The organism is Mesorhizobium sp. B2-5-3 (assembly GCF_006441005.1).
Taxonomy (GTDB): Bacteria; Pseudomonadota; Alphaproteobacteria; order Rhizobiales; family Rhizobiaceae; genus Mesorhizobium.
Genome location: NZ_VFUS01000011.1, coordinates 97703 through 123562 on the forward strand (window position 1 = coordinate 97703; position 25860 = coordinate 123562).

A 25860-nucleotide genomic window follows, 5' to 3' on the forward strand; every position below is an offset into this window, starting at 1 on the left:
CGTGAAGCTCCGCTGTAATCAGCCATCAAAGGTGCATTGGCGCAAGGGCGGGCACATCTCACGCCGCAGGCTCGGCATTTTCAGATGGAACCGGTGATCATTGCCGGGAGGGATCGTAGAACGGGTTGCCCATCCCGCAGGTTTCCCCTGACGAAGCTATCTGGGTTCGGCTGTCACCGGATCATAGGTGATTTCGACCTTCGCCTTGTCGGCGGTGTAGTAGGTGACGGTATAGGCGCCATCATCCCAGTCGACCTCCTTGACATAGCGGAAGCCATCGCGCTGCTCGACCTTGTCGATGATGTCCGACAATTTCTTGGCATTGGGCGGCGGCAGCGGTTTTTCGTCGGCCGCCAGAACCGGGCCGGAGCCGAGAAGAACGGCGACGCTTGTCGCCACGAGAAATCTGGTCATGGTTTTCCCTCAAGTTTCGACAGGGGGAAACTCAGTGATGGGGAGGTTTGTTCCCCAGGCGGGATGGATGGCCAGGCTATGCATCGGCTTTGTGACTGCCCTCGAGCAATTCCCGATTTTCTTGCAATCAACCCCGCCGGCTTTGTCCCGGCGCTACAAGACGGCGAATGATCATGGTCGAATCGATCGCGATTCTCGAATACCTGCTCGCCCGCACGGGCCGAGCCCGCTCGCCGTCGCCCCACATGATCCGGCTTTCGTCGCCTACCTGCAATTTTTCGGAGGGCTTCTCAACCCCCACGCGTCAGGCTGACCGCTTAAGCTCTGCCACCTGCACACCCAGCCGGAACGCCTGACCGTCGGCGTATGAGCGCGCATAGCTTTCGGCTGAGAATGGGACGGTGGTGGTGACGCCATTGACGGTCACGCGAACCGACCACGACTTTTCCCTGACGATTTCAACGGCGTGTTCTGCCATGTTCTCCCCCGAGAATCTGACGTTGAGGAAGCGACCATAGCGTCGCCCAACTGATTTGCATACAAACAAACCGACAGATGGTGACGGAAACCCAAAATCAATAAGGGCGAGGCGCCAAGCTGTTTGGCCTACGCGCCAGTAGCTTTTTTGGACAAAGTGGAGGGGCCTAGTCATCCAACAAATCAGTTTAGTTGGATGGTGGGCGATGCAGGGATTGAACCTGCGACCCCACCCGTGTGAAGGGTGTGCTCTCCCGCTGAGCTAATCGCCCGCTCGTTGCCCGAAGGCCAAGCGAGCCGCGATATAAGGGAGGGCGGTGCGGGAAGTCAAGGCGGTGTCCGGCGTTCTCACAAGGGGCAATCGCTTCAGGTTTCGTCATACTCTTTCAAGCGCCGGCGCCGCCCCTCACCTGCCTGCCGGCATCCTCTCCCCGTATAGACGGGGAGAGGGGGCTGTGTCGCCGTTTTCGCCAATTTTTAACGTTGCAATGGAGGCGCCAGCGTTCCGGCCAGACCCTTCTCCTCGTCTCTGTGCGGGGAGAAATGCCCGGCAGGGCGATGAGGGGCGGCGCCGACTTCGATCATTAGAGGCATCCGCCGCAAACAGGAAACTGTCATTGAACCTGTCCCGGCCGCCCGCTATCCGTTCAATGTTGCGCCGCGGCGATCAGCCGCTCAGCTAGGTCCAGCGTCAGCGCGTCGAAATGCGAGATTACCGCCGAGGGCTCGAACTCGCGCACGTGGCGGTCGGTGTAGCCGAAGTCGACGGCCACCACTGGGATGCCGGCGGCTTTCGCGGTGTCGATGTCGGTCTGCGAATCGCCGACCATCAAAGCGCGGTGCGGGTCGCCGCCGGCGCGCTTGATGGTTTCGGTGAGGTGGCGCGGATCGGGTTTGCGGAAGGCGAAGGTATCCTGTCCGGCAATCGCCGCGAAGTGTTTGGTCAGGCCGAGCGCCTCGATCAGCGCCAGCGAGTTGGCCTCGTATTTGTTGGTGCAGACGGCCAGGAGGTAGCCGGCCTTCTCGAAGCGGGCGATCGCCTCGAGGACGCCGGGGTAGGGGCGGGACTTGCCGGGAATGTTGAGGGTGTAGTGGTCGAGGAACAGTTTCAGCAGCCGGTCGTGTTCGGCGACATCGAGCGACCGTTGCTGCGCGGCGTGCGCCCGTTCGATCATCACGCGGCCGCCATGGCCGACGAAGCGCCTGAAGCCGGCTTCGTCGACGGCCGCGAGCGCGCTGGCGGCAAGGCTGTGGTTCAGGCTGTCGAGCAAATCCGGTGCTGTGTCGATCAGCGTACCGTCGAGGTCAAACACGATGATCGGGCGGGTCATGATCCATCCTGGGCAGTTTATGCAATGGGCAGGCGATAAAGGCTGCGGCGCGTCAAGGCAAGCGCCGGGCAGGCTCGTTCAGGCAAGCAAGCTCCCCGGACCGGGCATTCGCGACGAACCGCCAGCCATGAAAAAACCCGCCAGTGCGGCGGGTCCCGGCGCAAATCTGCACCATAGGCAAATATGTAGCATAACTGCCTTCACCCAGTCAATGGCATATAAGAAAAAATTCCTATGAACGTTACTCGCGCATCGCTCGCTGGCCGCGCGGGCACACCATTGACGGGAGGCCGAACGTCATCAACCTACGCCGCTGCAAGGGCTTTGACCGGACCGGCAAAAATGGTAGGAGCCGCAAACACCAGGTTCCGGGGCGGTAAAAGCGGCATGGATGCAAGACAGTTGAAGGTCGAAGCCGCGCGGGCGGCCCTTGCCCATGTCACCGACGGCATGCGGCTCGGCATCGGCACCGGCACCACCGCCGACGAGTTCGTGCGGCTGCTTGCCGACAAGGTGGCCACGGGCCTGACCATCATCGGCGTGCCAACGTCCGAGCGCACCGCCTCGCTGTGCCGCGAACTTGGCGTGCCGCTGTCGACGCTGGAAGAGACGCCGGAACTCGATCTCACCGTGGACGGCGCCGACGAAGTCGACCCCGCGCTGACGCTGATCAAGGGCGGCGGCGGCGCATTGCTGCGCGAGAAGATCGTCGCGGCGGCTTCCGCTCGCATGATCGTCATCGCCGACCGGTCCAAGATGGTCGAGACGCTCGGCCGTTTCCCATTGCCCATCGAGGTCAACCCATTCGGTCTGCGCGCAACCGAAATCGCGATCGGCAAGGCGGCTGCAAGGCTCGGCCTTTCCGGTCCGGTTACATTGAGGATGACGGGCGGCCAGGCTTTTGTTACAGACGGCGGCCACTTTATCCTCGATGCATCTTTTGGCCGCATTCCGGATACAAGAGCGCTATCGAATGCTCTCCACGCCATTCCCGGCGTGGTCGAGCACGGTCTTTTCATCGGGCTGGCGTCAGCGGCCATCATCGCCGGGGGCGATGGCATCCAAACCGTCCATGCCGCCTGAAAACAGGGAGTTCTATCGACCATGATGTTGCATAACCGGGTTCGCCGCTTTTCCGTCCTTCTGGCGGCATCGGCCGTTTTGGCCTTCTCTTCGCCGGCGTTCTCGCAGGACGTCACGGAAGCGCACCTGAAGGCGGCGCGTGCCGCGGTCACCGCAATCCATGCGACCGACCCGTTCGACAACATCCTGCCGCAAGCCGCCGCCGCCCTCGAATCGCAGCTCATCCAGAAGAACCCCGACATGCAGGAGCTGATCGCCAAGACGATCAGCGAGAAGGCCCTGGCGCTGGCCTCGCGCCGGGCCGACCTGGAGAAGGAAGCAGCCCTTGCCTATGCGAAGGTGTTTTCCGAACAGGAACTCAACGACATCGCGACCTTCTACAATTCGGACTCCGGCAAGAAGCTCCTCGAGAGCGGCCCGGCCGTGACGCGCGACCTGGTGAAAGCGGCCGATATCTGGCAGAACGGGCTTGCTCGTGACCTCGCCCAGCAGGTCGGCGAAACGTTGGCCGCGGCGGCCAAGGCGAAAGCGCCGGCAGCGCCTGCCGATGCGGCTGCGCCTGCGAATGGCGCCGCCCCCGCCGACGGGTCGGCCCCTGCCGACGACACGCAGAACTGATCCTGCCATTCCAAACGGCCCTGCGGCCATCTGTGAAGCCCGGCTCGTCCGGGCTTTTCTTTTGATGGTTTGCGGCCTACCTGTCACTCACATTTTCCGAAGCTCAAGGAGCCGCGCAATGGCCGGTTACGACTACGATCTTTTCGTTATCGGCGGCGGTTCGGGCGGGGTGAGGGCGGCGCGCGTCGCCGCAGCGCTCGGCAAGCGCGTCGGCATCGCCGAGGAATATCGCTTCGGCGGCACCTGCGTCATCAGAGGCTGCGTTCCGAAGAAGCTCTATGTCTATGCTTCGCAATTTCCCGAGCATTTCGCCGACGCCGCCGGCTATGGCTGGACGGTGCCGGAAGCCAGTTTCGACTGGCCCACGCTGGTCGCCAACAAGGACCGCGAGATCAGCCGTCTGGAGGCGATCTACAAGAGGAACGTCGAGGGCGCCGGCGGCGAGGCCTTTCACACGCGCGCCATGATCGTCGACCCGCATGTGGTACGTCTTCTGGACGAGGACCGTACCGTCACCGCCGACCAGATCCTGATCGCCACCGGCGGCCGTCCGGCGCCGCACCCGGCATTGCCCGGCCACGAACACTGCATCTTCTCCAACGAGGCCTTCGACCTCAAGCAGTTGCCCAAGTCGATCATGATCGAAGGCGGCGGCTATATCGCGGTCGAATTCGCCAACATCTTCCATGGCCTGGGCGTCGACACCACGCTGGTCTATCGCGGCAAGGAGATCCTCAGCCGCTTCGACATGGACCTGCGGCGCATGCTGCACGAAACGATGGAGAAGAAGGGGATCAAGATCCTTTGCCATGCCGTCTCGGAATGGATCCGCAAACGGCCGGACGGCCGGCTCGACGCGTTGCTCACCGGCGGCCAGACGCTGACGGTCGACCAGGTGATGCTCGCCATCGGCCGCATCCCCAACACCGAGAATATGGGACTGGAAGGCATCGGCATCGAGATGACCGCGACCGGCGCGGTCCAGGTCGACGCGTACTCCCGCACCAACGTCGAAAACATCTGGGCGATCGGCGACGTCACCAATCGCGTGCAACTGACGCCGGTGGCGATCCACGAGGCGATGTGCTTCGTCGAGACCGCCTTCAAGGGCAACCCGACCGCGCCCGACCACGACACGATCGCCACCGCCGTGTTCTCGCAGCCGGAGATCGGCACGGTCGGCCTGTCGGAAGACGAGGCGGTCAAGCGCTTCCCCGACATCGAGATCTATCGCGCGGCATTCCGTCCGATGCGGCACACCTTGTCCGGCCGCGACGAAAAGATGCTGATGAAGCTGGTGGTCGATGGCGCGTCTAAGAAGGTACTCGGCGCGCACATATTGGGGCCGGATGCCGGCGAGATGGCGCAGCTTCTCGCCATTCCGCTGAAGGCCGGGCTGGTCAAGGATGATTTCGACCGCACCATGGCCGTGCATCCGACGGCCGCGGAAGAGCTTGTGACCATGTACAAGCCGACTTACCGAGTGAAGGATGGCGAGCGCGTAGACTGACGGACAAACGCGCCGCGGCAAGGTGCTTGCCGCGACGCAGCTAGGAGAGCTGCTACAGCAACGTGCCGCGCAGGATCACCTGCGCCACCGAGAAATAGATGACAAGCCCGGTGACATCGACCAGCGTGGCGACAAATGGCGCCGACGCGCTGGCCGGGTCGAAGCCGACGCGTTTCAAGGCGAACGGCAACATCGAACCCGACAGCGAGCCGAAGGTGACGATGCCGACCAATGCCGCTCCGACCGTCGCGGCGATCAACGGCCAGTGCGGGCCGTAGTTGTAGAAGTCGAAATACTGCCAGAGCGCGATGCGGCAGATGCCGACGACGCCGAGTATCGCCCCGAGCAGGAGGCCGGTGGGCAATTCGCGCAACGCCACCCGCCACCAGTCGCGCAGGCCGATCTCGCGCAACGCCAGCGCGCGTATGACCAGCGAGGTCGCCTGCGAGCCGGAATTGCCGCCGGAGCTCATGATCAGCGGAATGAAGAGCGTCAGCACGATCGCTTTTTCCAGCTCGCTCTCGTAGCTTTGCATCGCGTTGGCCGTCAGCATCTCGCTGATGAACAGCGCGCACAGCCAGCCGGCACGCTTCTGGATCATGGCGAGGAAGCTCATCTTCATGTAGGGCTCGTCCAGAGCCTCCATGCCGCCGAAGCGATGCACGTCCTCCGTCGTCTCCTCGATCATCGTGTCGATGATGTCGTCGATGGTGACGATGCCGAGGATCTTGCCGTGATCGACGACGGGAACGGCGAGCAAATCGTATTTGGAGATCGTCTGCGCCAGGGTTTCGCGATCGGTCAAAGGCGTGACGGTCACCGGCACGCGGTCCGGCGCCACCGACAGGATCGAATCGTCAGGCTCGCCGGTGATGAGCCGGCGCAGACCGGTCGAGCGCATGAGCAGATGCGTCTCGGGATCGACGATGTAGATGGCGTAGACGGTTTCGCGCGTCCGCTCGACCTTTCGGATGTAGTCGAGCGTGCGGCCGACGGTCCAGTCCGAGGGCACGCTGACGAACTCCGTCGTCATGATCGAAGCGGCACTGCCTTCGGGGTAACCGAGAATCGAGAGCAGGGTTGCGCGCAGCGGGGGCGCCAGCACGCCGAGCAGCTCGGAACGGGCGGGTTCGTCAAGATCGCGCAGGATGTCGGCAGCGCGATCGACCGACATGGCGGTAAGCAGCTTGCCCGCCTTGGCGCGAGGCAAGGCCTCCGCCAGCTCGGGCGCGCCCTCGAGCTCCGGCTGGTCGAAGATCTCGACCAGCCGTTCGAACGGCACTTCGCAAAGCAGCTCGGTCGCCGTTTCGCGCGACTCGCGGTTGAGCGCTTCGACCACGTCTGCGACATGGTCGTTTGCAAGGATGCGGGCGATGGCGACGGCCTCGTCGTCCGCTACGGGGGAAAAATCGTTCATGGTTCACTCCTTGCCGTCCGGCAAGACGTGAACCGTCGAGGTCACGTCAGGGCGGACGGCGGTTGCGTTCGACTGTGACTGTCGCCAGGCATGGCGCGGTGACCTTTCCGCTCGCGGGTTCGAGTTTGATGTCTGCGAGCGGGCGCAACATAGGAGCTCGCCTTGCCCTGTCAATCGAGGTGATCGAGGAAAATGCGGGCAACATGCCCCAGTCGCGAGACTGTGATCGCTGAAGCGTATCGCGCCGAAACGGTAAAATGGCTGGACGGCCTATGCCGCGGCGAGTCCGGCTACTTCTGCTTCAGCCGGCGCGGAAAACGCAGCCATTTGTCGTCGACCGGCCTTGGCACCGGCCCCGGCTGTGCGAGAATGGTGGTGAGCTCGGGAGGCAGGCTCGGCACCAGCGGCTTCTTGGTGGCGACGCCGTCCGCGATCGCGACGATCGAGTGGTAGAACTCGGCGCCGGTGACCGATCGCGGCGCCACCGCTTCATGCATGACGCTGATCACCGTTACATCGGGGCAGTTGTCCTTGATCGCCTGGTGGAAGGCAACCTTGCCCTCCGGATCGAGTGCGCCGGTCGCCTCGTCCAGGAATAGTAGCCCGGGTTGATGGAGCACGATGCGGGCCACCACCAGCTTCTGTTTCTGACCGCCGGACAGGACCTGATCCCAGCTTTTGCCTTCGCGGCTTTCGTCGCCCATATTCTCGATGAAGTCGCCCAGACCCGCCTTGTGCAGCGCGGACGCGACCTGCGCGTCGCCATGGTCGTGCTCGGAGCCCGGCAGGCAGACCAGCTGCTTCAGGGTCACCTGCTGCAGCTTGACCTCCTGGGCTGCATAGAAACTCTTCACCCCTTCGGGGAAGACGATGGTGCCGCGGCCGTAGGGCCACAGGCCGTTGATGGCCTTGATCAGCGAGGTCTTGCCGCAGCCGGATTCGCCTTTCAGGAAGGTCCATTCGCCGCGCCGGAAGCGCAGGTTCGCCGCTACGAGGAAAGGCGTTGCGTCCTCGCCCTGATGCGCCAGTTCAAGCTTCTGGATGGTCAAGCCAAAAACCGGGTTCTGGCTGGCGTAGCGGAAGTCGGAACGGCCGCTCTGGCTGTAGAATTCCTGGGGGTGCTGAACGTTCTCGATCGCATTGGCCAACTCGGTGACACGCTGGCTGTTGGCGCGCAGGGTGGCGATGGCGGGCATGACATGGATGAACCACGAACATTGGCCGATCAGCGAATTGACCAGTTCGGAGCCGGTTATGTAGCCCTTCAGGTCGAAGCCGTTGTGGATGAACGGCACAAGGCCCGGTCCATAGGCGACAATGCGGGCGCCGATGAAATTGTAGATCAGCTCGAACGACATGTAGACGGTGTTGACGATGTTGAGCCGCGTCCATGTGCCGTCAATATCGCCATAGAGGCGGCCATGCATGGTCCTCTGAACGCTTTCGCCCCGCGAGGCCGCGACATGGAAGCTGCGGCGCAGGAATGTCGTCAGCTCGCCACGGTAACTGCCTTCGGCCTGCTGCATCCTGACATTGAGACGCTCGAGCATGCCACCGAGCTTTACCGCGATCCAAGTGTTGAGCGGCACATAGATGGCGACGGCAAGGAGGGCGAGGATGGCGCTGCCATAGCTGCCGAGGAATTCGAGCCCCTTTACCTCGACGGAGGTCTCGAGCAGCTTCTGGCCGACGAAATAGAGCGAGGTGGCGACACCCAGCACGCCCATGGCCAGACCGATGGCGCCACCGGTCATGTCCTTGATCGATTCCTGGACGCGCTGATCGATGTTGTCGGGGGCCGGCGCGCCATTGCCGGTCGAGGCATGCTGGGCGTGGAAATGGGTGTGGTTGCCGTCCAGCAGCGCCTCGTTGAAACGGCTGTCGAGCCAACCGCGCCATTTGCGGTGCAAGGTTGCCGAGACAAGATTGCGGATGCCCGTGAAGCCGGCGTCCTTGAGCACGACCAGCAGCACCAAAATACCGGCATTGGCCAAAAGCGTCTGGAGAGGGGTGGTGTTGGCGGCGTCGTGGAAGAAGGCGATCGAGTTGACCAGTTCTCCGGACGCTTCTGCGAACCAGACGCCGGCCTTGCTGGACAGAGCGGTGAGCAGCGCGATCACCAGCGTCAGCGTCCAGGCCTCCTTCCACCGGTCCGAGACCCAGTAGGCCCGCATCAGGCCCCAGAAGCTGCGCATCGAGGAAACCGGGGTCAGAAGCGACCGCCTTGCGGCATCGCTGTGTAGTCCATCTGTTCCTGACAGTTGCGGTGGTCTGTCGACCCGAATCACAATCCCGCCCAAACCTTTTTAGTATTGTTACGGATGGTAACACCAATTGATCATTTTCCATTAATTTTTATAGGGGGGCAGCGGGATTGAAGTGGATGCCGTGGCTGCGGGGCAACAGGTCCGGCCTTCCGAGCGTCGCGCTAAAGCCGACGAACAACGGATTTACCCTAACGATGTCAGCTAGTTACGCGGCATCAGGGCGCGACGTCTCTACCTTCCCCTAGGGAAAGCGTTCGCACGATTTTGTGACCCGCTTGGCCTGCCCGGCAACCCGGCTTTTCATTGCAGGCTAATCAAATTCCGGAAAACACGTCGCCCTGGACGCCTGATTCCTCGCCGGCATGTCCACGCCGGAGGTCCGGAAATGACCTGAGACGCTGGGCAAACCATCGATCGACCGGACCGGCGGCGTCAGGGCAGGCCGCGACGCCGGCAAAGCCAACGATCGCGGAACCCACCGGGGCCAGGCGTTGCCTCACGCCCGGGGAGGGCTGCTTGAAAATCCTGCGTTGAAGGTCGGGTTCAGTCGACTTTTTCCAGTTCGCCACGCGCCTTGGCGGCGGCTACCTGGCGGATGGCGTCGGCGAGCGTGTCGACGTCCTGCGCGCCCATCACCGCGTATTTGCCCTCCAGCAGGAAACATGGCACGCCTGATATGCCCATGCGCGACGCGGTGGCGATCTCGGTGCGAACCGCCTCGACATCGGCATCGGTCGGCAACAGCGTCTCGACAACGGATGCGTCCATTCCGGTCTCGCGCGACGCCTCGACCAGCACGGCGTGATCGCCGATGTTGGCGCCCTCCTCGAAGTTCAGCTGGAACAGGCGGCGCACCAGCCGGTTCTGCACGTCCTCCCCGGCCGCACCGGCCCAGCGGATGACGCGATGGGCATCAAGCGTGTTGGGCGCGACCTTGATGGCGCCGAAAGCGAAGGAAATGCCTTCGGCTTCACCGAGCGGCTCGATACGGGCGTGGATCTGGCGAATGTGTTCGTCGCTGCCGAACTTGGCCAGCATATACTCGCGGCGATCCTTGCCTTCCGGCGGAATGGTCGGATCGAGCTGGAACGGCCGCCAGCGTATATGCACATCCACCTCGCCGGCGGCGGCGACCGCCTTATCCAGCCGCTTCTGGCCGATGAAGCACCATGGGCACACGACGTCGGACACCACGTCTATGGTGATCGTATTCGCTTGGCTCATCTCGATCTCCTGAACGTTCGGGCGCCGTGCACTTACCGGGCTTCCACTCCTGGGCCTATGCTCAGTTCGGCTTTCGCCACCAGGTCGGCAACTGGTAACCGAATATGGGCGTCTTTTGCGGATGGTCCAGATAATTCCAGTAAGCGATCCATTGCTGCGTGTTGTGCTGCATCGGCACCATGTAGTTGCCGGAGATCAGCAACCGGTCGAGAACGCGCACGGCGGCGACGTAATCCTCCTTGGTGCGGGCGCGCAACATGGCCTCGATCGCAGCGTCCACCGCGGGATCGGCGACGCCGGCGAGGTTGAACGAACCTTCAGCCTTGGCGGCGGAGGATGACCAACGCCCGATCTGCTCGATGCCGGGCGAGAGCGAATTGTTGAAGCCGCTCGAGCCGATCAGCACCTCGAAATCGAAACGCTGCTTGCGCGACTGTATCTGGTCGCCGTCGAGGCTGCGGATGGAGACATCGATGCCGATCTTTTCCAGCGTGCGCTGGTAGATGCCGGCGAGACGCTCCTCGTCCTGCGAGGCGGTCAGGATCTCGAAGCCGAAGGGCTTGCCCTCGGGGTCGAGCATCGTGCCGCCCTGCAGGTGGTAGCCGATGCTTTTCAGGAGATCGAAAGCCGCTTTCAGCACCTTTCGGTCCTGGCCCGAGCCATCGGTCACCGGCGGCCGCCAGGTTCCGTCCATGACGTCGGCCGGCACGCGGCCGGGGTAGGGCGCCAGCAACGCTTTTTCCCTGTCGTCGGCCGGATGGCCGAGCGCCGAAAGCTCGGAATTCTGCCAGTAGCTCATCGTTCGCGCGTATTTGCCGCCAAACAGGTTCTTGTTGGCCCATTCGAAGTCGTAGAGCATGCCGAGCGCCTGACGCACCACGGGGTTCGAGAATTTCGGCAGCCTCGTGTTGAACAGGAAACCGGTCACGACGGGTGGAATACCGGTGTCGAAAGTTTCGGCAACCACCTCTCCCCTATGGAAAGCGGGAAAATCCAGATCGCGTTCGCGCTTCACCGGATCGCTGTCGTCGTCGATGGCGCAAAGGCCTTTCTTGAACGCCTCGAGCTTGGCATTGGCGTTGAGGAAATATTCGATGGTGATCTGGTCGTAATTGTCGAAGCCGCGCTTGGCCGGAATATCCTTGCCCCAATAGTCCCGGTTGCGCTTGAAAACGATGCGCTGGCCGGGCGTCACCTGTGCGATCCTGTAGGGGCCGCTGCCGATCAACGGCTTCAGCGTCGTCCTGTCGAAAGTCTCGATGTCGAAGGCGTGCTTGGGGATGATCGGCGTCAGCGCGATGATCAGCGGAAATTCGCGATCGGCCTTGTCGTTGAAGGTGAACCGCACGCTGTGGTCGCCGGTCTTCTCAAGCTTGGCAATCCTGGCCATGCGGTCGCTGTAGGGCGGACGGCCTTTCTGCGTATAGGCATCGTAGGTGAACAGCACGTCCTCCGGCGTCACCGGCTGGCCGTCCGACCATTTGGCATTCGGGTTGAGATGGAATTCGATGCTCTTGCGCTCGGAATCCATGTCGGCCGACTCGGCAAGCAAGCCATAGAGCGTGAAGGCCTCGTCGGCATTGCGCTGCATCAGCGGCTCGAAGACCAGATTGCCGAAGATCGTGTCCATCATGCCGCGCGCCGTGGTGCGCAGGCTCTTCAGGATGAAGGGGTTGAGATTGTCGAAACTGCCGACGACGCAATAGGTAATGCTGCCGCCCTTCGGCGCGTCGGGATTGACGTAGTCGAAATGCGCATAGTCGGGCGGCAGGGCCGGCTCACCCTGCATGGCAATTGCATATCTGGGTTCCGACGCCGCCGGCAGGGGCGAAAGGGCGAAAAATGATGTCGCGGTGATCAGCCAAACGAGAACGCGGCCCATGACCGTCTCCTTACCGGGTCGGCTTGATGATTCGGTGCGCACACTAGCATGGGGCACCGCCAATGTTCGTTGCCAAGAATCGCAGATTGCGGGCTGGATTCGGCACCGCTTGCAGTGTAACACGCCGTCCGAAGTCATTCTGTTGCCTCATTTCGGCAACAGGTAGCTGGACCACACGGCGCGAAGAAGCGGGTCCCCGGGATCATTTGAGAGGAAGTGCACGACATGACGAGCCTGAACAGCAATGCGTACCGCCTGTCGGTCATGGCCGCTGGCGTGATCGGCTTTCTGGGCGCGGCAATTCCCGTTGCTTCCGCACAGCAGCAACAACAGATCCCGCAGGGCTGGTTCAAGGCTTGCACAAAGCAGGAAGACGTCGACATCTGCAACGTGCAGAACATCACCACCGCCGGCAACGGCCAGTTGGTCACCGGCGTGAGCCTGATCGAGCTGAAAGGCAAGGTGAACCGCAAGGTCTTCCAGGTGACGGTTCCGACCGGTCGTCTGGTTGGTGCCGGCATTGGCCTCCAGATCGATACCGGCAAAACGCAGAAGCTTGAATATGTGGTCTGCTTCCCCGACCGCTGCGTGGCGGAAGTGCCGCTGACCGACCAGCTCGTCGCCTCCTTCAAGAAGGGCCAGGCGCTCACCTTGACCTCGATCAATTTCCAGAACCAGCCCAATCCGATCAAGGTCGCGCTGCAGGGCTTCAGCGGCGCCTATGACGGCCCGCCGCTGCAGCAGTCGGACATCGAGGACCGGCAGAAGAAGCTCCAGGATTTCGTCGCCAAGAACAACCAGGACTTCGCCAAGAAGCTCAAGGAAGAGCAGGACAAGGCGAAGACCGCGAACTGATCGGTTCGGGCATTCTCAAAGCCACAAAAAAGCGGGGTCATGCCCCGCTTTTTTGCTTCTGCACCTGACTCACTGATCAGTGCCTGAGGTGATCAATGCCTGGACTGCCGTTTCGGTTCGTAGCGTCCGTCCGGCTTTTTGTCGAACATTTCCTTGATCTGCGGGTGGCGGACCGGTTCTCCCGATTGGTCCTCGAGCAGATTCTGCTCGGACACATAGGCGATGTACTCGGTTTCCGAATTCTCGGCGAGCAGATGGTAGAACGGCTGGTCCTTGCGCGGGCGCACGTCGACGGGGATCGCCTCGTACCATTCCTCCGTATTGGCGAATTGCGGATCGACATCGAAAATGATGCCCCGGAACGGAAACAGCCGATGGCGAACCACCTGTCCGATCGCGAATTTGGCTGTTCTCATCGTACTCACCACTGAATTCCTTAGCTTTATTTGGCGCAGACTCCGAATCAATTCAATCCCGAAGCTTTGAGCGTCCTCAAGCTGCGTGTGATACGGAGCAAAGATTGTGGGCGAGTTGCCGGCCATCGATGCCTGCCGGCAGCAAATGTGTTCGCAAGCTCACTGCTGGCGCGCTTGCTTTCCCAAGCCACCGCCAAGCGCCGCAAACCCGCTGCCGGGACGGAGCCCTTCGCGCATGAAGAAAGCGCGAAGCGGTGCAAAACCACCAAGCACGCCGAGCCCGGCACCGCGCGCCATCTGCGCCGGCAGCAGGTCGGAAAGCAGCGACATGTTCAGTAGATTGACCGCGCTGCTGCGCGCCAGAATATCGGGCCGGCGCTTGAAGTCATAGATGGCGAGGGCTTTCGCGGCCCCTGGGTCTTCATAATTTTCATTCGCGATTCCAATAAGATCGTCGATATCCCTGATGCCAAGATTGAGCCCTTGCGCGCCGATCGGCGGAAATACGTGGGCGGCTTCGCCGACAAGCGCCACCCGGTCGCGCGCAAAACGCAGCGGCGTCGCCGTTGCAAGCGGATAGACCTGCCGGCCTGGCTCGACCGTCACCCGGCCCAGCATGGACTGCATCCGCTGTTCGACCCGCAGCGACAACGTCGCATCGTCCAGCGCGGCAAGTTCCGTGGCGGTTTCCGGCTTGACCACCCAGACCAGGCTCGAGCGGTTGCCGGGCAGCGGAACCTGCGTGAACGGACCGGTTTCGGTATGGAACTCGGTCGAGGTGAAGGCATGATCGCGGCCGTGGGAGAAGTTGAGCACCAGCGCTGCCTGGGGATAAGTCCGGGCGGCGGTCGAGATGCCCGCCGCCTGGCGCGCCGGCGACAGGCGTCCGTCGGCGGCAACCGCCAGGGATGCTTCGATCACGCTGCCGTCGGCAAGGGCCGCGCGAGCCTTATCGGCGCCGAGATGCCAGGCATCGACCATGGATGTCAGCCACGCGATCCCGGAATGCGCGGCAACCCTGCCGGCGAGCGCGGGAATGAGGACGCTATTGGGCAGGTTGAGCCCGAACTGATCCTCGTCGATCTCGCTGGCGCGGAAGGTGACGACCGGACTGCGGATCAACCGGTTGGTCGCGTCGACGATGCGCATCACCTTGAGGGGCGCGGCCTGCGGCTTGATGTCGGCGAGGACGCCCAGCCGCTCAAGCACCTTCAAGGCAGGGTTCATCAGTGCCGTCGTGCGGCCATCGCGGGCGGATGCCTCCGGCCCGACGAGCGTCACCGGAAAGCCGGCATCGGCGAAACCGAGCGCGGCGATCAGCCCTGCCGGCCCCGTGCCGGCGATGAGTATCCGTGCTGTTTTCTGATGCTCCAAGATCGACTTCCGGCTTGCGATGCGGGGCAGCGCACGCGCCCCGCCACTCGATGAGCATATAGGTCAGGTCATACGGCTTGATCAACGGGGCGATTCGGCCCATTCGAAGGTCATGACCGGCCGCCAGGACGACTTCAGCCATCTCGACAGCGCAGGCCGTGCGACGGCCGATATCGCACGCAACCCGCGTTTGACGGTGAACCTCGTTGTCGGCGCCGGCATCCTGCTTGCCTGGCTGTCCCTGGCCGCAATGGCGGTCCGCGCCGCGGAGGGACGCGCCGCGGGTATCGGCGCGCCCGGCGACGCCTTGTTGAAAACCCTGCCGCAGCTGCCGTTGCCCGATTCGCTGGCCCGGTTCTTCGCCCTCTGCCTCTCGGCCGCGCCCCTGGACGGAGATATCGGCCCGCGCGCCGGTGCGCTGACGGCAATGTGGTTCCTGATGGCGACCGCGACGATGCTGCCCTCGGCGGCGCCGATGATCCGAACCTATTGCGAGATCGCCGATACGGCCAGGATCAGGCATGAGCCGGTCGTCCATCCGCTGGTGCTGGTCGCCGGCTATCTCTCGACATGGCTGGCCGCGTCGGCTGGGTTTGCGGCGCTGACGCTCGCCATCGATGCGTTCGCCTCGTCAGGCCAGATGTTCGATCCGGTTCTGGGCATTGCCGGCGCTGTCGCCTTGCTGGTCGCCGGCCTCTACCAGTTCAGTGGCCTGAAGGAGGCCTGCCTGAAGAAATGCAGGAACCCCTTCGCGATCCTGTTTGCCAACTGGAGCGCGCGGCCTGCAGCCATTTTCCGGCTCGGCGTCGCGCAAGGCATCTGGTGCCTTGGCTGTTGCTGGGCACTGATGCTGGTGATGTTCGCCGTGGGCGTGATGAACGTCTTCTGGATGGCGCTGATCGGCCTGTTCACCCTGATCGAAAAACAAGCCGCGGGCAGGCTTCCAACCCGGCTGGCCGGTGCGATACTGCTTGTCTGGGCAGCCGCGCTGCTAGTAGTCTCGCTATGAGTGGGGGAAACTCGATGACGGATCCGAGCTGGGCAATGAAGGGGGAGCTCGTACTCTCCTGCAATTGCACGGTTTTTTGCCCTTGCGTGCTGTCGCTGGGCAGCCATCCTCCGACCGAAGGCTATTGCCAGACCTGGGCGGGTTTCCGTATCGATGCCGGTCATTTCGGAGAGGTCGACCTGTCAGGGCTTAATCTCGGGCTGATCATGGAAATCCCCGGCTATATGAGCCGCGGCAACTGGACCGCCGGCCTGTTCATCGACGTCAGAGCCTCGATCTATGCGGTCAAGGCGTTGACGAAGATTTTCACCGGCAAGGCGGGCGGGACGACGTCGCTGCTTTCGATCCTCGTCGGCAAATTCCTCGGTGTCGAACAAGTGCCGATTACCTATGAGACACGCGACAAGACGCGTATCTTCCAGATACCGAAGATCATCGATGGGGCGGTCACGCCAATTGCCGGCAAGGACCGCGACAAGGACACGGTGATCAGCAATTCCGAATATTGGATCGCGCCGGAGATCATCGTGGCCAAGTCCGACAAGAGCAAGATGCGAGCCTTTGGTCGCAACTGGAATTTCGGCGGCCGTTCAGCCGAAATCTGCAAGCTGGACTGGCAGGGCCCGTGAGCAAGAACACAACGGCCAGGAAAGCCGCCAAGAAAATCGCCGACCGGATTCCGCGGCCGAAGAAGAAAGTCACCTGGCCGCAGGCGCGCGCCTTTTCGGTGCATCTCCTGACCGCCTCGGGTTCGTTCCTGGCCTTCCTGTCGCTGGTGGCGGCGAGCGAGGAGCGCTGGACGGCCATGTTCTGGTGGCTGGGGCTGGCGCTGTTCGTCGACGGCATAGACGGGCCGATCGCGCGCAAGCTCGAGGTCAAGGAAATCCTGCCAACATGGTCGGGAGAGCTCCTCGACAACATCATCGACTATGTCACCTATGTGCTGATCCCGGCCTTCGCGCTCTATCAGCGCGGCTTCATGGGCGAGGGCCTGTCGTTCCTGTCGGCGGCCATCATCGTGGTGTCCAGCGCGATCTACTATGCAGACACCGGCATGAAGACGAAGGAGAATTTCTTCAAGGGATTCCCCGTTGTCTGGAACATGGTGGTGTTCACGCTCTTCGTCATCGAGCCGGGACAATGGGTCTCGTTCGCGGTGGTCGTGGTGGCGGGCATCCTGACATTCGTTCCGATCAACTTCATCCATCCGGTTAGGGTGGTGCGGCTGCGGCGCATCAATCTCGCAATGACTCTTTTGTGGTGCGCTTTCGGCGCGCTTGCGCTTGCGCAAGCGGCACTCGCCGCCTTCTATGACCAGATCGGCGTGCTGGGCGCGCAGGTCAGCACCTTCATAAAGATTGGCATTACCGTTACCGGGCTCTATCTCGCCTGTATCGGCGGCATCATGCAGTTCTTTCCAAATCTCGGTGCCAAAAAAGCCTGATCGGCAAATTTCTCAAGGAAGCCCACCATGCCCAAAGCAGTCCGCATCCACGCCCATGGCGGTCCGGAAGTCCTGACCTATGAGGACACCGATCCCGGCCAACCGGGATCAGGGCAGATCCTGGTCAGGCACACGGCAATCGGCCTCAATTTCATCGACGTCTATCATCGCTCCGGTCTCTATCCGCCGCCCGGCGGGTTTCCGCTTATTCCCGGCAGCGAGGCCGCCGGTTTGGTCCTGACTGTGGGCGAGGGCGTTGACTGGCTGAAGCCCGGCGACCGGATCGCCTATGCCGTCACCACAGGCGCCTATGCGCAGGAGCGCGTCATCGATGCCAGCAAGGTCGTCAAGGTGCCGGACGGCATCAGCGACGAGCAGGCGGCAGCAATGATGCTGAAAGGCATGACCGCCGAATATCTCTTGCGCCGGACCTTCAAGGTCAAGGCAGGCGACACCATCCTGTTCCATGCGGCAGCCGGCGGCGTCGGGCTCATTCTCGGCCAATGGGCGAAGCATCTGGGCGCGACCGTCATCGGCACGGCAAGTTCGAGCGACAAGATCGAACTCGCAAAGGCACACGGCTTCGACCATGTCATCAACTACAAGGAGCAGGATTTCGTTGCCGGCGTCGCGGCCATCACCGGCGGCAAAAAATGCGACGTCGTCTACGACTCCGTCGGCAACGACACATTCCCGGCCTCGCTCGACTGCCTGAAGCCGCTCGGCATGTTCGTCAGCTTCGGCCAGTCGTCGGGACCGATCCCGCCATTCTCGATGTCGCTGCTGGCGCAGAAAGGCTCCTTGTTCGCTACAAGGCCGACGTTGTTCGTCTACAATGCAAAACGCGAGGATCTGGACGCCTCGGCCGCGGCCTTGTTCGAAGTCGTGCTTAGCGGCGCCGTCGAGATCAAGATCAACCAGCGTTATGCACTCAAGGACGCGGGCAAAGCCCATGCGGATCTTGAAGGCCGCCGGACCACGGGCACGACCATACTGGTTCCCTGACGGGAACTGCCCTGGTTTTGAGCTCTCTGCCGCAGGTGCGGGCACGGTTTGCGCGAAAAGGCGGCCCGCCGCGTGGTTGCGCGAAGAAGACTGATCTTTGCCCTTGAGTTTCCGCTGAAATTCTTGAAGCTCTTTCAAGTCGAGTGCTGCTTTCGCATGAGAGCTGGCCGCGCATACGATGCTTGCGGGAACACAGAACATATCCGGGAACCCGGATGGGAGGCACTGTGAGTGCAAATCATAACGGAGCGAATCTGCTTGAGGTTCGCGGCCTGACCAAGATTTTCGGCACGCTGACGGCGTGCGATCATGTCGACCTCGACATAGCCAAGGGTGAGATCCACGCGCTGCTCGGCGAGAACGGCGCCGGCAAATCGACGCTGGTCAAGATGCTGTTCGGCTCGCTGGAGCCCAATTCCGGCGAAATATTCTGGAATGGCCAGGCCGTCAGAATTACCAGCCCGGGCGTCGCGAAAAAGCTCGGCATCGGCATGGTGTTCCAGCACTTCTCGCTGTTCGAGGCGCTGACGGCGGCCGAGAACATCGCGCTTTCCCTGGATGACGGCTCCCCGATCAGCAGCATCGCGGCCAAGGCGAGGGCGCTTTCCTACAGCTACGGCCTGCCGCTCGATCCTGAATCGCTGGTAGGGGACCTGTCGGTGGGCGAGCGCCAGCGCATCGAGATCATCCGCTGCCTGCTGCAGACGCCGCAACTCATCATCCTGGACGAGCCGACCTCGGTGCTGACGCCGCAGGAGGCCGACAAGCTGTTCGAGACGCTCGAACGTCTGCGCTCGGAAGGCAAATCGATCCTGTACATCTCGCACCGGCTGGAGGAGGTCAAACGCATCTGCGACCGCGCCACCGTGCTGCGGCACGGCAAGGTGGTCGGCCACTGCAATCCGCGCGAGGAGACCGCCGCGTCCTTGGCCCGCATGATGGTCGGCAACGAAGTGCAGGCCGTGGTGCGCGCGCCGGTCGCGGGCATCGAAACGGCACAGTCCCTGCTCGAAATCCGCGGCCTCAGCCGCAAGCCGGCGACGCCGTTTTCGATCCCGCTCAAGAATATCAATCTCACCGTCCGCGCCGGCGAGGTGATCGGCATCGCCGGTGTCGCGGGCAACGGCCAGGGCGAGTTCTTCGAATCCGTTTCCGGTGAAGTCCCGCAGCCGGATGCCGCCTCGGTGCGCATTCGCGGCAAGGATGCGGGCAGCCTCAGCATCACCGGGCGCCGGCTGCTGGGTGCAGCCTTCGTGCCGGAGGAGCGCCTCGGCCATGGTGCCGCCCCGCGCATGCGGCTTTCGGAAAACCTGCTCCTGTCGCGCCATGCCACCGACGGCAAGACCTTCGTCGGGACGGGCGGAATGGTCAAGAGCGGCACCGTCTATGCCGCCGCCCAGCGCATCATCGAGGCGATGGACGTGCGCAAGAGCGCGCCCGATCCGGAGGCGGCAGCGCTGTCCGGCGGCAATCTGCAGAAATTCATCGTCGGCCGCGAACTCGACCGCAGGCCTGACGTCATGGTGGTCAACCAGCCGACCTGGGGTGTCGATGCAGGCGCAGCCGCCCATATCCGCCAGGCACTCATCGAACTGTCCCGCAGCGGATCGGCGGTGTTGGTCATCAGCCAGGATCTCGACGAGCTGTTCGAGATATCGGATGCGATCGCGGTGATGCACAATGGCGAACTGTCCAGGCCGCTGGCGATCGCCGAGGCGACCTTCGAAAAAATCGGCCTGCTGATGGGCGGCGCCGAACCAGGCCACGCCGAACACACGCTGGAGACGGCATGATGCGCCTCGAACTCGTCAAACGGCCGCAGCGCTCGGCGCTGTTTTCCATGCTGTCGCCATTCATCGCCTTCGCGCTGACGATCATCGCGGGCGGCATCATGTTCGCGCTGCTCGGAGTCAATCCGTTCAGCGCGTTCAACATCTATTTCATCGAGCCGGTCAGCCAAGTCTGGCAGTTGCACGAGCTGGCGATCAAGGCGGCGCCGCTGATCCTGATCGCGGTCGGCCTGTCGGTCTGCTACAAGGCCAACATCTGGAACATCGGCGCCGAAGGCCAGTTCGTCTTCGGCGCCATCTTCGGCTCGGCCGTTCCGGTGCTGTTTCCTGGGTTCGAGGGCCCATTGGTGCTGCCGCTGATGCTTCTGCTGGGCATGGTCGGCGGTGCCGCCTACGCGGCTATCCCCGCATTTCTGAAAACCCGCTTCAGCACCAACGAGATCCTGACCAGCCTGATGCTGGTTTACGTCGCACAGCTCTTCCTCGACTGGCTGGTGCGCGGACCCTGGCGCGACCCGCAGGGCCATGGCTTCCCGCAGACCATCCAATTCGGCGATTCCGCCATCCTGCCGGAACTGATGCCGGATGCCGGCCGCGCCAATTGGGGCTTCGTGTTCGCGCTGGTCGCGGCGGTGCTGGTGTGGCTGATGATGAGCCGCATGCTCAAGGGTTTCGAGGTTCGCGTGCTCGGCTCCAGCCCGAGGGCAGGGCGCTTCGCCGGCTTCGGCCTCAACCGCATGGTCTTCTTCGCCTTCCTGTTGTCGGGCGCCCTGGCCGGGCTTGCCGGGATATCGGAAGTTTCCGGCGCCATCGGGCAACTTCAGCCCGTCATTTCGCCCGGCTACGGCTTCACCGCCATCATCGTGGCGTTCCTTGGCCGGCTCAATCCGCTCGGCATCGTCGCGGCGGGCCTGGTGCTGGCCCTGACCTATCTCGGCGGCGAGGCGGTGCAAAGCGCGCTCGGCATCTCCGACAAGGTGGCGCGCGTGTTCCAGGGCATGCTGCTGTTCTTCGTGCTCGGCTGCGACACGCTCATCCATTACCGCATCCGGTTGATCGGTCTGGCGCTGACCAAATCGGAGAGTGCCGCGAAGCTCGAGGCCGCGCCAAAGTTGAAGGAAGCCCGCTGATGGACATCACCGTCAACATCCTCCTGACCATCGCCACGGCGGCGACGCCGCTGCTCATTGCGGCGATCGGGGAACTGGTGGTCGAACGCTCCGGCGTGCTCAACCTTGGCGTCGAAGGCATGATGATCATGGGCGCCGTCGGCGGTTTCGGCGCAGGCTATCTGACCGGCTCGCCCTGGATCGGGCTCTTGGCGGCCATCGCCATGGGCGCGCTGTTCTCGCTGCTGTTTGCCGTCATGACGCTGTCGCTGGCCACCAACCAGGTGGCGACCGGCCTGTCGCTGACACTGCTCGGCCTCGGCCTCTCCGGCATGATGGGAACCAGTTTCGTCGGCCAGCCCGGCGTCAGGTTGCCCAATCTCGATATTCCCGGGCTCAGCTCCATCCCGGTGGTGGGCAGACTGCTGTTCGGCCAGGATCCGCTGTTCTACATCTCGATAGCGCTGACGGCGGCGGTGATGTGGTTCCTGTTCCGGACGCGCACCGGGCTGACGCTGCGCTCGATCGGCGACAGCCACGCCTCGGCGCATGCGCTCGGCATCAGGGTCATCCGCTACCGCTATCTCTCGGTGATCTTCGGCGGCGCCTGCGCCGGTCTTGCCGGCGGCCATCTCTCGCTGGTCTACACCCCGCAATGGGTCGAGAACATGAGCGCGGGCCGCGGCTGGATCGCGCTTGCGTTGGTGGTGTTCGCGTCCTGGCGGCCGTGGCGGGTGCTGGCGGGCGCCTATATCTTCGGCGCGGTGTGGATCGGCCAGCTTCATGCACAGGCTTTTGGTATTCCGGTGCCTTCGCAACTGCTTTCTTCGTTGCCCTATCTGGCGACGGTCGTGGTTCTCGTTCTAATCTCGCGCAACAAGCGTCTGACGATGATGAACACACCGGCTTCCTTGGGGCAGCCATTCGTTCCGGATCGTTGACAACAATAACAAGACGGGAAGCTCCAAGGCTTAACTCAGAGAGGTAACACGATGAAAAAACTGCTTATTGCCCTGATGACGACGACAGCGGCATTTTCGCTGGTCGCGTCCGCGGAGGCCGCCGACAAGCTGAAGGCATGCTGGGTCTATACCGGCCCTATCGGCGACTTCGGCTATTCCTACCAGCACGACCAGGGCCGCCTCGAAGTCGAAAAGGCGCTCGGCGACAAGGTCGAGACCGCCTATCTTGAAAACGTCTCCGAAGGCCCCGATGCCGACCGTGCTTTCGAGCGGCTGGCGCGCGAAGGCTGCAAGATCATTTTCGGCACGTCCTTCGGCTTCATGGACGCCGAAGTGAAGGTCGCCAAGAAGTTCCCCAAGGTGATGTTCGAGCACGCCACCGGCTACAAGACGGCGGACAATCTCGGCATCTACAATGCGCGCTTCTATGAAGGCCGCTATGTGCTCGGTCAGATCGCGGCCAAGGAATCGAAGTCCGGCGTCGCCGGCTACATCGTCTCCTTCCCGATCCCGGAAGTGGTGATGGGCATCAACTCCTTCATGCTCGGCGCGCAGTCGATCAATCCGAATTTCAAGGCCAAGATCGTCTGGGTGAATTCCTGGTTCGATCCGGGCAAGGAAGCCGATGCGGCCAAGGCCCTGTTCGACCAGGGAGCCGATATCATCGTCCAGCACACGGATTCGACCGCGGCCCTGCAGGTGGCCGAGGAGCGCAAGCTGCACGGCTTCGGCCAGTCCTCCGACATGATCAAGTTCGCGCCGAACGCGCAGTTGACCTCGCTGACCGACGAATGGGGACCTTATTACACCAGCCGGGTTCAGGCAGCGATCGACGGCACCTGGAAGCCCGACAATGTCTGGCTCGGCATCAAGGACGGCGCGGTGAAGCTCGCGCCTTACACCAATATGCCCGACGACGTGAAGGCAATGGCCGAGGCGACCGAAAAGAAAATTGCCGGCGGCTGGAATCCCTTCACCGGACCGATCGCCAAGCAGGACGGCTCGCCATGGCTGAAGGACGGCGAGGTCGCCGATGACGGCACGCTGCTCGGCATGAATTTCTACGTCAAGGGCGTCGACGACAAGCTGCCGCAATAAGCTCTACGTACGTTCGTCAGGGAAGGGCGCCGCGCGGCGCCCTTTCTCATTCGGCGGCTTGCGCGGCCACCGAGACATGGCGAAACCGCACCAGGCCGGCGTCCACCACGAGACTGAGCCGGATCCTGAGCCAACGCTGCACCGGCCGCTCGAAATAGCGCCAGATCGCCCACGACACCAAAACCATGAGCGCCACGCAGGTCCACGCTGCAACCCATTTGCCGGCCAGCGGCGTCAAGGCGTTGATGAAGAGATAGCCGGCATTCTGGTGAAGAAGGTAAAGCGGGTAAGTCAGCCCGCCGAGAGCCAGCGTGAGCGGCGACGGTCTGATCCGGTCGCGCAGCAGGACAGCGCCGATCAGCGCCGCGTGCATCGCTAGGTTGGCGGCCACGAGATGGGCGGACGAGACCGCAATGCCATAATGCCCGATCATCCACTGTTGCGTCACCGATAGCGTATAGCTGGAGAGCACGAAGGCCGCCGCCAGCAACAGCAAGGCCGGCACTGAGCGACCATGCGCGTGGAGATGATGGACCAGCATGCCGGCGGCGAAGAACGGCCCGAACTCGGTGAGAAACAGAAGCCGCGCCGCGCCGCTGCCGAGCAAGAGTTCATTGACCGCCGAGATCGCCAGCCAGCCGAGGATCAGCCCCAATTTCCATCGCTGGAAAACGCCGGCAATCAGGGCCAGCGTCACCCAGCCGTAGAAAACCACTTCAAGCACGACCGACCAGTAGACGCCGTCCATGAAAGGTTGGCCGACGGCCGGCGCGAACATTGTGAGATTGGCGAGATACTGGCTGAAGGAGGCTGGGAGCAGCGGCGTGCCGGAAAAGGCGATAACCGCGAAGCTTATCGTCATGCAGAGCAGAAAGCCCGGATATAGACGCGCGAAACGCGCGACGGCGAATTCTTCCCAGCCGCCGCCTTCCGCCGACCATGCGATGACGAAACCGCTGATCAGAAAGAAAAGATTGACGCCGAGATAGCCGTACAGAGCGAGTGGAGCGGCATGAGGATAGCCCGTCGTGAGAAAGCCGTCGGCAGCCGCGCCGCGGAAGAAATAGTGAAACAGCACAACGGCCAGCGCCGCCGCCAGCCTCAACAGGTCCAGCGTCGCGATATAATCCTGGCGGACAGGTCTGGGGTCCATCCTGAGTTCCTGCGTTTACGGTCCGGAAACCATAAGGCAGGCGGCGGCCAAACAGGGTAAATGGCCGGAACTATCGCGAAATGTGGTAAATCGTGGTCCTCAGACGGCCGAACCGTAGAGATCATAGGCGTCGGCGCGATCGACCTTGACGGTGACAATGTCGCCGGCGCGCAGCGGGCGGCGCGACTGGATATGGACGGAGCCATCGATCTCAGGCGCATCGTATTTGGTGCGGCCCTTGGCCGATGTGCCATGCGCTTCGTCGATCAGCACCGGCAGGCGCTTGCCGACCTTCTTGGCCAATTGCGTCGCCGAGATCTTCTGCTGGCGCTGCATGAAGCGGTGCCAGCGCGCCTCCTTGATTTCCTGCGGCACCTGCTCAAGGCCGAGTTCGTTGGAGCGCGCGCCCCGTACAGGTTCATATTTGAAGCAGCCGGCGCGATCGATCTTCGCTTCGTCCAGCCAGTCGAGCAGCATCTCGAAATCCTCGTCGGTCTCGCCGGGAAAGCCGACGATGAAGGTCGAGCGGATGGCGAGGTCGGGACACACATCGCGCCAGCCGCGAATGCGCTCGAGCGTCTTTTCGCCATGTGCCGGCCGGCGCATGTTCTTCAACACCTGCGGCGAAGCATGCTGGAAGGGGATGTCGAGGTAGGGAAGGATCTTTCCCTCGGCCATCAGCGGGATGACGTCGGCCACGTGCGGGTAGGGGTAGACATAGTGCATGCGCACCCAGATGCCGAGCTTGCCCAGTTCCTCGGACAGATCGAGGAATTTCGCCCGCACTTCACGATCACCGAACATGCTGGCCTGGTATTTGATGTCGATCCCGTAGGCGCTGGTGTCCTGCGAGATGACGAGGAGTTCCTTGACGCCGGCCTTGGCCAGTTTCTCGGCTTCACGCAGCACATCGGCCGCCGGCCGCGAGACAAGGTCGCCGCGCAGCGCCGGGATGATGCAGAAGGTGCAGCGATTGTTGCAGCCTTCCGAAATCTTGAGATAGGCATAGTGGCGCGGCGTGAGCTTGACGCCTTGAGGCGGCAGGAGATCGATATAGGGATCATGGCTCGGCGGCGCCGCCTCGTGCACGGCCGCCATGACGCTCTCATAGGCCTGCGGACCGGTGATGGCGAGAACGTTGGGATGCTTCTCGCGAATGACATCGGGCTCGGCGCCCAGGCAGCCGGTGACGATGACCCTGCCGTTCTCCGAAAGCGCCGAACCAATGGCGTTGAGCGATTCATCACGGGCGGAATCGAGGAAGCCGCAGGTGTTGACCACGACGAGATCGGCACCGTCATGCTTGCGCGCGATCTCATAGCCCTCGGCGCGCAGGCGCGTGATGATGCGTTCGGAATCCACCAGGGCTTTGGGGCATCCGAGACTGACGAAGCTGACGCGCGGGGCGGACATGGGCAAGGT

23 protein-coding genes and 1 tRNA gene are annotated in these 25860 nt (G+C 62.7%); 12 read left to right on the forward strand and 12 right to left on the reverse strand.

Annotated features, from left to right (window positions below; genetic code table 11):
* Nucleotides 1–156: 156 nt before the first annotated feature.
* The 4 genes from FJ867_RS23210 to FJ867_RS23225 all read right to left on the reverse strand — a co-directional run bounded on the left by FJ867_RS23210 (nucleotide 157) and on the right by FJ867_RS23225 (nucleotide 2222).
* Nucleotides 157–414 (reverse strand): PepSY domain-containing protein, encoded by a 258-nt coding sequence (locus tag FJ867_RS23210; RefSeq protein WP_140818714.1) that lies wholly within the window; start codon nucleotides 412–414, stop codon nucleotides 157–159.
* 304 nt (nucleotides 415–718) lie between these two features.
* Nucleotides 719–892 carry a hypothetical protein gene (locus FJ867_RS28830; protein ID WP_181165341.1) on the reverse strand — a complete coding sequence of 58 codons (174 nt, stop codon included), beginning with the start codon at nucleotides 890–892 and terminating at the stop codon, nucleotides 719–721.
* Between the two features lie 196 nt (nucleotides 893–1088).
* A tRNA-Val gene (locus tag FJ867_RS23220) sits at nucleotides 1089–1163 on the reverse strand.
* A 375-nt stretch (nucleotides 1164–1538) separates the two neighbouring features.
* Complete coding sequence (locus FJ867_RS23225) at nucleotides 1539–2222, reverse strand: phosphoglycolate phosphatase (protein WP_140498617.1); 684 nt, start codon at nucleotides 2220–2222, stop codon at nucleotides 1539–1541.
* 387 nt (nucleotides 2223–2609) lie between these two features.
* Between FJ867_RS23225 and rpiA the strand changes: the two genes are divergently transcribed.
* From rpiA to gor, 3 genes are all read left to right on the forward strand, one after another.
* Nucleotides 2610–3305, forward strand: coding sequence for a ribose-5-phosphate isomerase RpiA (gene rpiA / locus FJ867_RS23230; RefSeq protein ID WP_140498616.1), 696 nt, complete (start codon nucleotides 2610–2612; stop codon nucleotides 3303–3305).
* A 21-nt stretch (nucleotides 3306–3326) separates the two neighbouring features.
* Nucleotides 3327–3923 (forward strand): DUF2059 domain-containing protein, encoded by a 597-nt coding sequence (locus FJ867_RS23235; RefSeq protein ID WP_140525199.1) that lies wholly within the window; start codon nucleotides 3327–3329, stop codon nucleotides 3921–3923.
* A gap of 118 nt (nucleotides 3924–4041) precedes the next feature.
* The gene (gene gor, locus FJ867_RS23240) at nucleotides 4042–5433 is read left to right on the forward strand and encodes a glutathione-disulfide reductase (protein WP_140818716.1); all 1392 of its coding nucleotides are present in this window, start codon (nucleotides 4042–4044) and stop codon (nucleotides 5431–5433) included.
* A 52-nt stretch (nucleotides 5434–5485) separates the two neighbouring features.
* Here the strand turns inward: gor and mgtE are convergent, their stop codons facing one another.
* The 4 genes from mgtE to FJ867_RS23260 all read right to left on the reverse strand — a co-directional run bounded on the left by mgtE (nucleotide 5486) and on the right by FJ867_RS23260 (nucleotide 12223).
* On the reverse strand, nucleotides 5486–6850 hold the full coding sequence (mgtE, locus tag FJ867_RS23245; protein ID WP_140648958.1) for a magnesium transporter: 1365 nt from the start codon (nucleotides 6848–6850) through the stop codon (nucleotides 5486–5488).
* A gap of 290 nt (nucleotides 6851–7140) precedes the next feature.
* Entirely contained in the window at nucleotides 7141–9045 is a 1905-nt protein-coding gene (locus FJ867_RS23250) for an ABC transporter ATP-binding protein/permease (protein ID WP_181165342.1), read from the reverse strand.
* 615 nt (nucleotides 9046–9660) lie between these two features.
* Nucleotides 9661–10341 carry a DsbA family protein gene (locus tag FJ867_RS23255; protein WP_140818718.1) on the reverse strand — a complete coding sequence of 227 codons (681 nt, stop codon included), beginning with the start codon at nucleotides 10339–10341 and terminating at the stop codon, nucleotides 9661–9663.
* A gap of 61 nt (nucleotides 10342–10402) precedes the next feature.
* A complete protein-coding gene (locus FJ867_RS23260; protein WP_140625139.1) occupies nucleotides 10403–12223 on the reverse strand; it encodes an extracellular solute-binding protein in 1821 nt (606 codons plus the stop codon).
* A gap of 225 nt (nucleotides 12224–12448) precedes the next feature.
* Here FJ867_RS23260 and FJ867_RS23265 point away from each other — a divergent pair, with 225 nt between their 5' ends.
* Complete coding sequence (locus FJ867_RS23265) at nucleotides 12449–13078, forward strand: invasion associated locus B family protein (protein WP_140498608.1); 630 nt, start codon at nucleotides 12449–12451, stop codon at nucleotides 13076–13078.
* Nucleotides 13079–13170: 92 nt separating this feature from the next.
* Here FJ867_RS23265 and hspQ read toward each other — a convergent pair whose 3' ends face one another.
* Both hspQ and FJ867_RS23275 read right to left on the reverse strand, forming a co-directional pair.
* On the reverse strand, nucleotides 13171–13494 hold the full coding sequence (gene hspQ / locus FJ867_RS23270; protein WP_181165343.1) for a heat shock protein HspQ: 324 nt from the start codon (nucleotides 13492–13494) through the stop codon (nucleotides 13171–13173).
* Between the two features lie 159 nt (nucleotides 13495–13653).
* On the reverse strand, nucleotides 13654–14868 hold the full coding sequence (locus tag FJ867_RS23275) for a UbiH/UbiF family hydroxylase (protein WP_140498607.1): 1215 nt from the start codon (nucleotides 14866–14868) through the stop codon (nucleotides 13654–13656).
* Nucleotides 14869–14980: 112 nt separating this feature from the next.
* On the opposite strand from FJ867_RS23275, the gene FJ867_RS23280 reads away from it, so the two are divergent.
* From FJ867_RS23280 to FJ867_RS23315, 8 genes are all read left to right on the forward strand, one after another.
* Complete coding sequence (locus FJ867_RS23280) at nucleotides 14981–15877, forward strand: DUF2182 domain-containing protein (protein ID WP_181168421.1); 897 nt, start codon at nucleotides 14981–14983, stop codon at nucleotides 15875–15877.
* 14 nt (nucleotides 15878–15891) lie between these two features.
* The gene (locus FJ867_RS23285; RefSeq protein ID WP_140515399.1) at nucleotides 15892–16506 is read left to right on the forward strand and encodes a DUF1326 domain-containing protein; all 615 of its coding nucleotides are present in this window, start codon (nucleotides 15892–15894) and stop codon (nucleotides 16504–16506) included.
* Complete coding sequence (gene pcsA, locus FJ867_RS23290; RefSeq protein WP_140498605.1) at nucleotides 16503–17321, forward strand: phosphatidylcholine synthase; 819 nt, start codon at nucleotides 16503–16505, stop codon at nucleotides 17319–17321. The genes FJ867_RS23285 and pcsA overlap by 4 nt, the downstream gene beginning before the upstream one ends.
* 27 nt (nucleotides 17322–17348) lie before the next feature.
* Nucleotides 17349–18326, forward strand: a complete 978-nt coding sequence (locus FJ867_RS23295; RefSeq protein ID WP_140557210.1) for a quinone oxidoreductase — start codon at nucleotides 17349–17351, stop codon at nucleotides 18324–18326.
* A 215-nt stretch (nucleotides 18327–18541) separates the two neighbouring features.
* The gene (locus FJ867_RS23300; protein WP_181168422.1) at nucleotides 18542–20119 is read left to right on the forward strand and encodes an ABC transporter ATP-binding protein; all 1578 of its coding nucleotides are present in this window, start codon (nucleotides 18542–18544) and stop codon (nucleotides 20117–20119) included.
* Entirely contained in the window at nucleotides 20116–21246 is a 1131-nt protein-coding gene (locus FJ867_RS23305; RefSeq protein WP_140664452.1) for an ABC transporter permease, read from the forward strand. The genes FJ867_RS23300 and FJ867_RS23305 overlap by 4 nt, the downstream gene beginning before the upstream one ends.
* A complete protein-coding gene (locus FJ867_RS23310; RefSeq protein ID WP_140498601.1) occupies nucleotides 21246–22166 on the forward strand; it encodes an ABC transporter permease in 921 nt (306 codons plus the stop codon). The genes FJ867_RS23305 and FJ867_RS23310 overlap by 1 nt, the downstream gene beginning before the upstream one ends.
* A 51-nt stretch (nucleotides 22167–22217) precedes the next feature.
* A complete protein-coding gene (locus tag FJ867_RS23315) occupies nucleotides 22218–23285 on the forward strand; it encodes a BMP family ABC transporter substrate-binding protein (protein WP_140686426.1) in 1068 nt (355 codons plus the stop codon).
* Between the two features lie 46 nt (nucleotides 23286–23331).
* On the opposite strand, the gene FJ867_RS23320 is transcribed toward FJ867_RS23315, so the two are convergent.
* Complete coding sequence (locus tag FJ867_RS23320; RefSeq protein ID WP_140818720.1) at nucleotides 23332–24438, reverse strand: acyltransferase; 1107 nt, start codon at nucleotides 24436–24438, stop codon at nucleotides 23332–23334.
* 99 nt (nucleotides 24439–24537) lie between these two features.
* On the reverse strand, nucleotides 24538–25851 hold the full coding sequence (rimO, locus tag FJ867_RS23325) for a 30S ribosomal protein S12 methylthiotransferase RimO (RefSeq protein WP_140498598.1): 1314 nt from the start codon (nucleotides 25849–25851) through the stop codon (nucleotides 24538–24540).
* Between the last annotated feature and the right edge of the window lie 9 nt (nucleotides 25852–25860).

Bases quoted from the DNA above. Each gene is read 5' to 3' on its own strand.
- FJ867_RS23305 (WP_140664452.1), top strand. From the start codon at position 20,116: ATGATGCGCCTCGAACTCGTCAAACGGCCGCAGCGCTCGGCGCTGTTT.
- FJ867_RS23310 (WP_140498601.1), top strand. From the start codon at position 21,246: ATGGACATCACCGTCAACATCCTCCTGACCATCGCCACGGCGGCGACG.
- FJ867_RS23265 (WP_140498608.1), top strand. From the start codon at position 12,449: ATGACGAGCCTGAACAGCAATGCGTACCGCCTGTCGGTCATGGCCGCT.
- gor (WP_140818716.1), top strand. From the start codon at position 4,042: ATGGCCGGTTACGACTACGATCTTTTCGTTATCGGCGGCGGTTCGGGC.
- FJ867_RS23320 (WP_140818720.1), bottom strand. From the start codon at position 24,438: ATGGACCCCAGACCTGTCCGCCAGGATTATATCGCGACGCTGGACCTG.
- hspQ (WP_181165343.1), bottom strand. From the start codon at position 13,494: ATGAGAACAGCCAAATTCGCGATCGGACAGGTGGTTCGCCATCGGCTG.
- FJ867_RS23225 (WP_140498617.1), bottom strand. From the start codon at position 2,222: ATGACCCGCCCGATCATCGTGTTTGACCTCGACGGTACGCTGATCGAC.
- rpiA (WP_140498616.1), top strand. From the start codon at position 2,610: ATGGATGCAAGACAGTTGAAGGTCGAAGCCGCGCGGGCGGCCCTTGCC.
- mgtE (WP_140648958.1), bottom strand. From the start codon at position 6,850: ATGAACGATTTTTCCCCCGTAGCGGACGACGAGGCCGTCGCCATCGCC.
- FJ867_RS23280 (WP_181168421.1), top strand. From the start codon at position 14,981: ATGACCGGCCGCCAGGACGACTTCAGCCATCTCGACAGCGCAGGCCGT.
- FJ867_RS23235 (WP_140525199.1), top strand. From the start codon at position 3,327: ATGATGTTGCATAACCGGGTTCGCCGCTTTTCCGTCCTTCTGGCGGCA.
- FJ867_RS23210 (WP_140818714.1), bottom strand. From the start codon at position 414: ATGACCAGATTTCTCGTGGCGACAAGCGTCGCCGTTCTTCTCGGCTCC.
- FJ867_RS23315 (WP_140686426.1), top strand. From the start codon at position 22,218: ATGAAAAAACTGCTTATTGCCCTGATGACGACGACAGCGGCATTTTCG.
- FJ867_RS23295 (WP_140557210.1), top strand. From the start codon at position 17,349: ATGCCCAAAGCAGTCCGCATCCACGCCCATGGCGGTCCGGAAGTCCTG.
- FJ867_RS23285 (WP_140515399.1), top strand. From the start codon at position 15,892: ATGACGGATCCGAGCTGGGCAATGAAGGGGGAGCTCGTACTCTCCTGC.
- rimO (WP_140498598.1), bottom strand. From the start codon at position 25,851: ATGTCCGCCCCGCGCGTCAGCTTCGTCAGTCTCGGATGCCCCAAAGCC.
- FJ867_RS23255 (WP_140818718.1), bottom strand. From the start codon at position 10,341: ATGAGCCAAGCGAATACGATCACCATAGACGTGGTGTCCGACGTCGTG.
- FJ867_RS23260 (WP_140625139.1), bottom strand. From the start codon at position 12,223: ATGGGCCGCGTTCTCGTTTGGCTGATCACCGCGACATCATTTTTCGCC.
- FJ867_RS23250 (WP_181165342.1), bottom strand. From the start codon at position 9,045: ATGCGCAGCTTCTGGGGCCTGATGCGGGCCTACTGGGTCTCGGACCGG.
- FJ867_RS28830 (WP_181165341.1), bottom strand. From the start codon at position 892: ATGGCAGAACACGCCGTTGAAATCGTCAGGGAAAAGTCGTGGTCGGTT.
- FJ867_RS23300 (WP_181168422.1), top strand. From the start codon at position 18,542: ATGGGAGGCACTGTGAGTGCAAATCATAACGGAGCGAATCTGCTTGAG.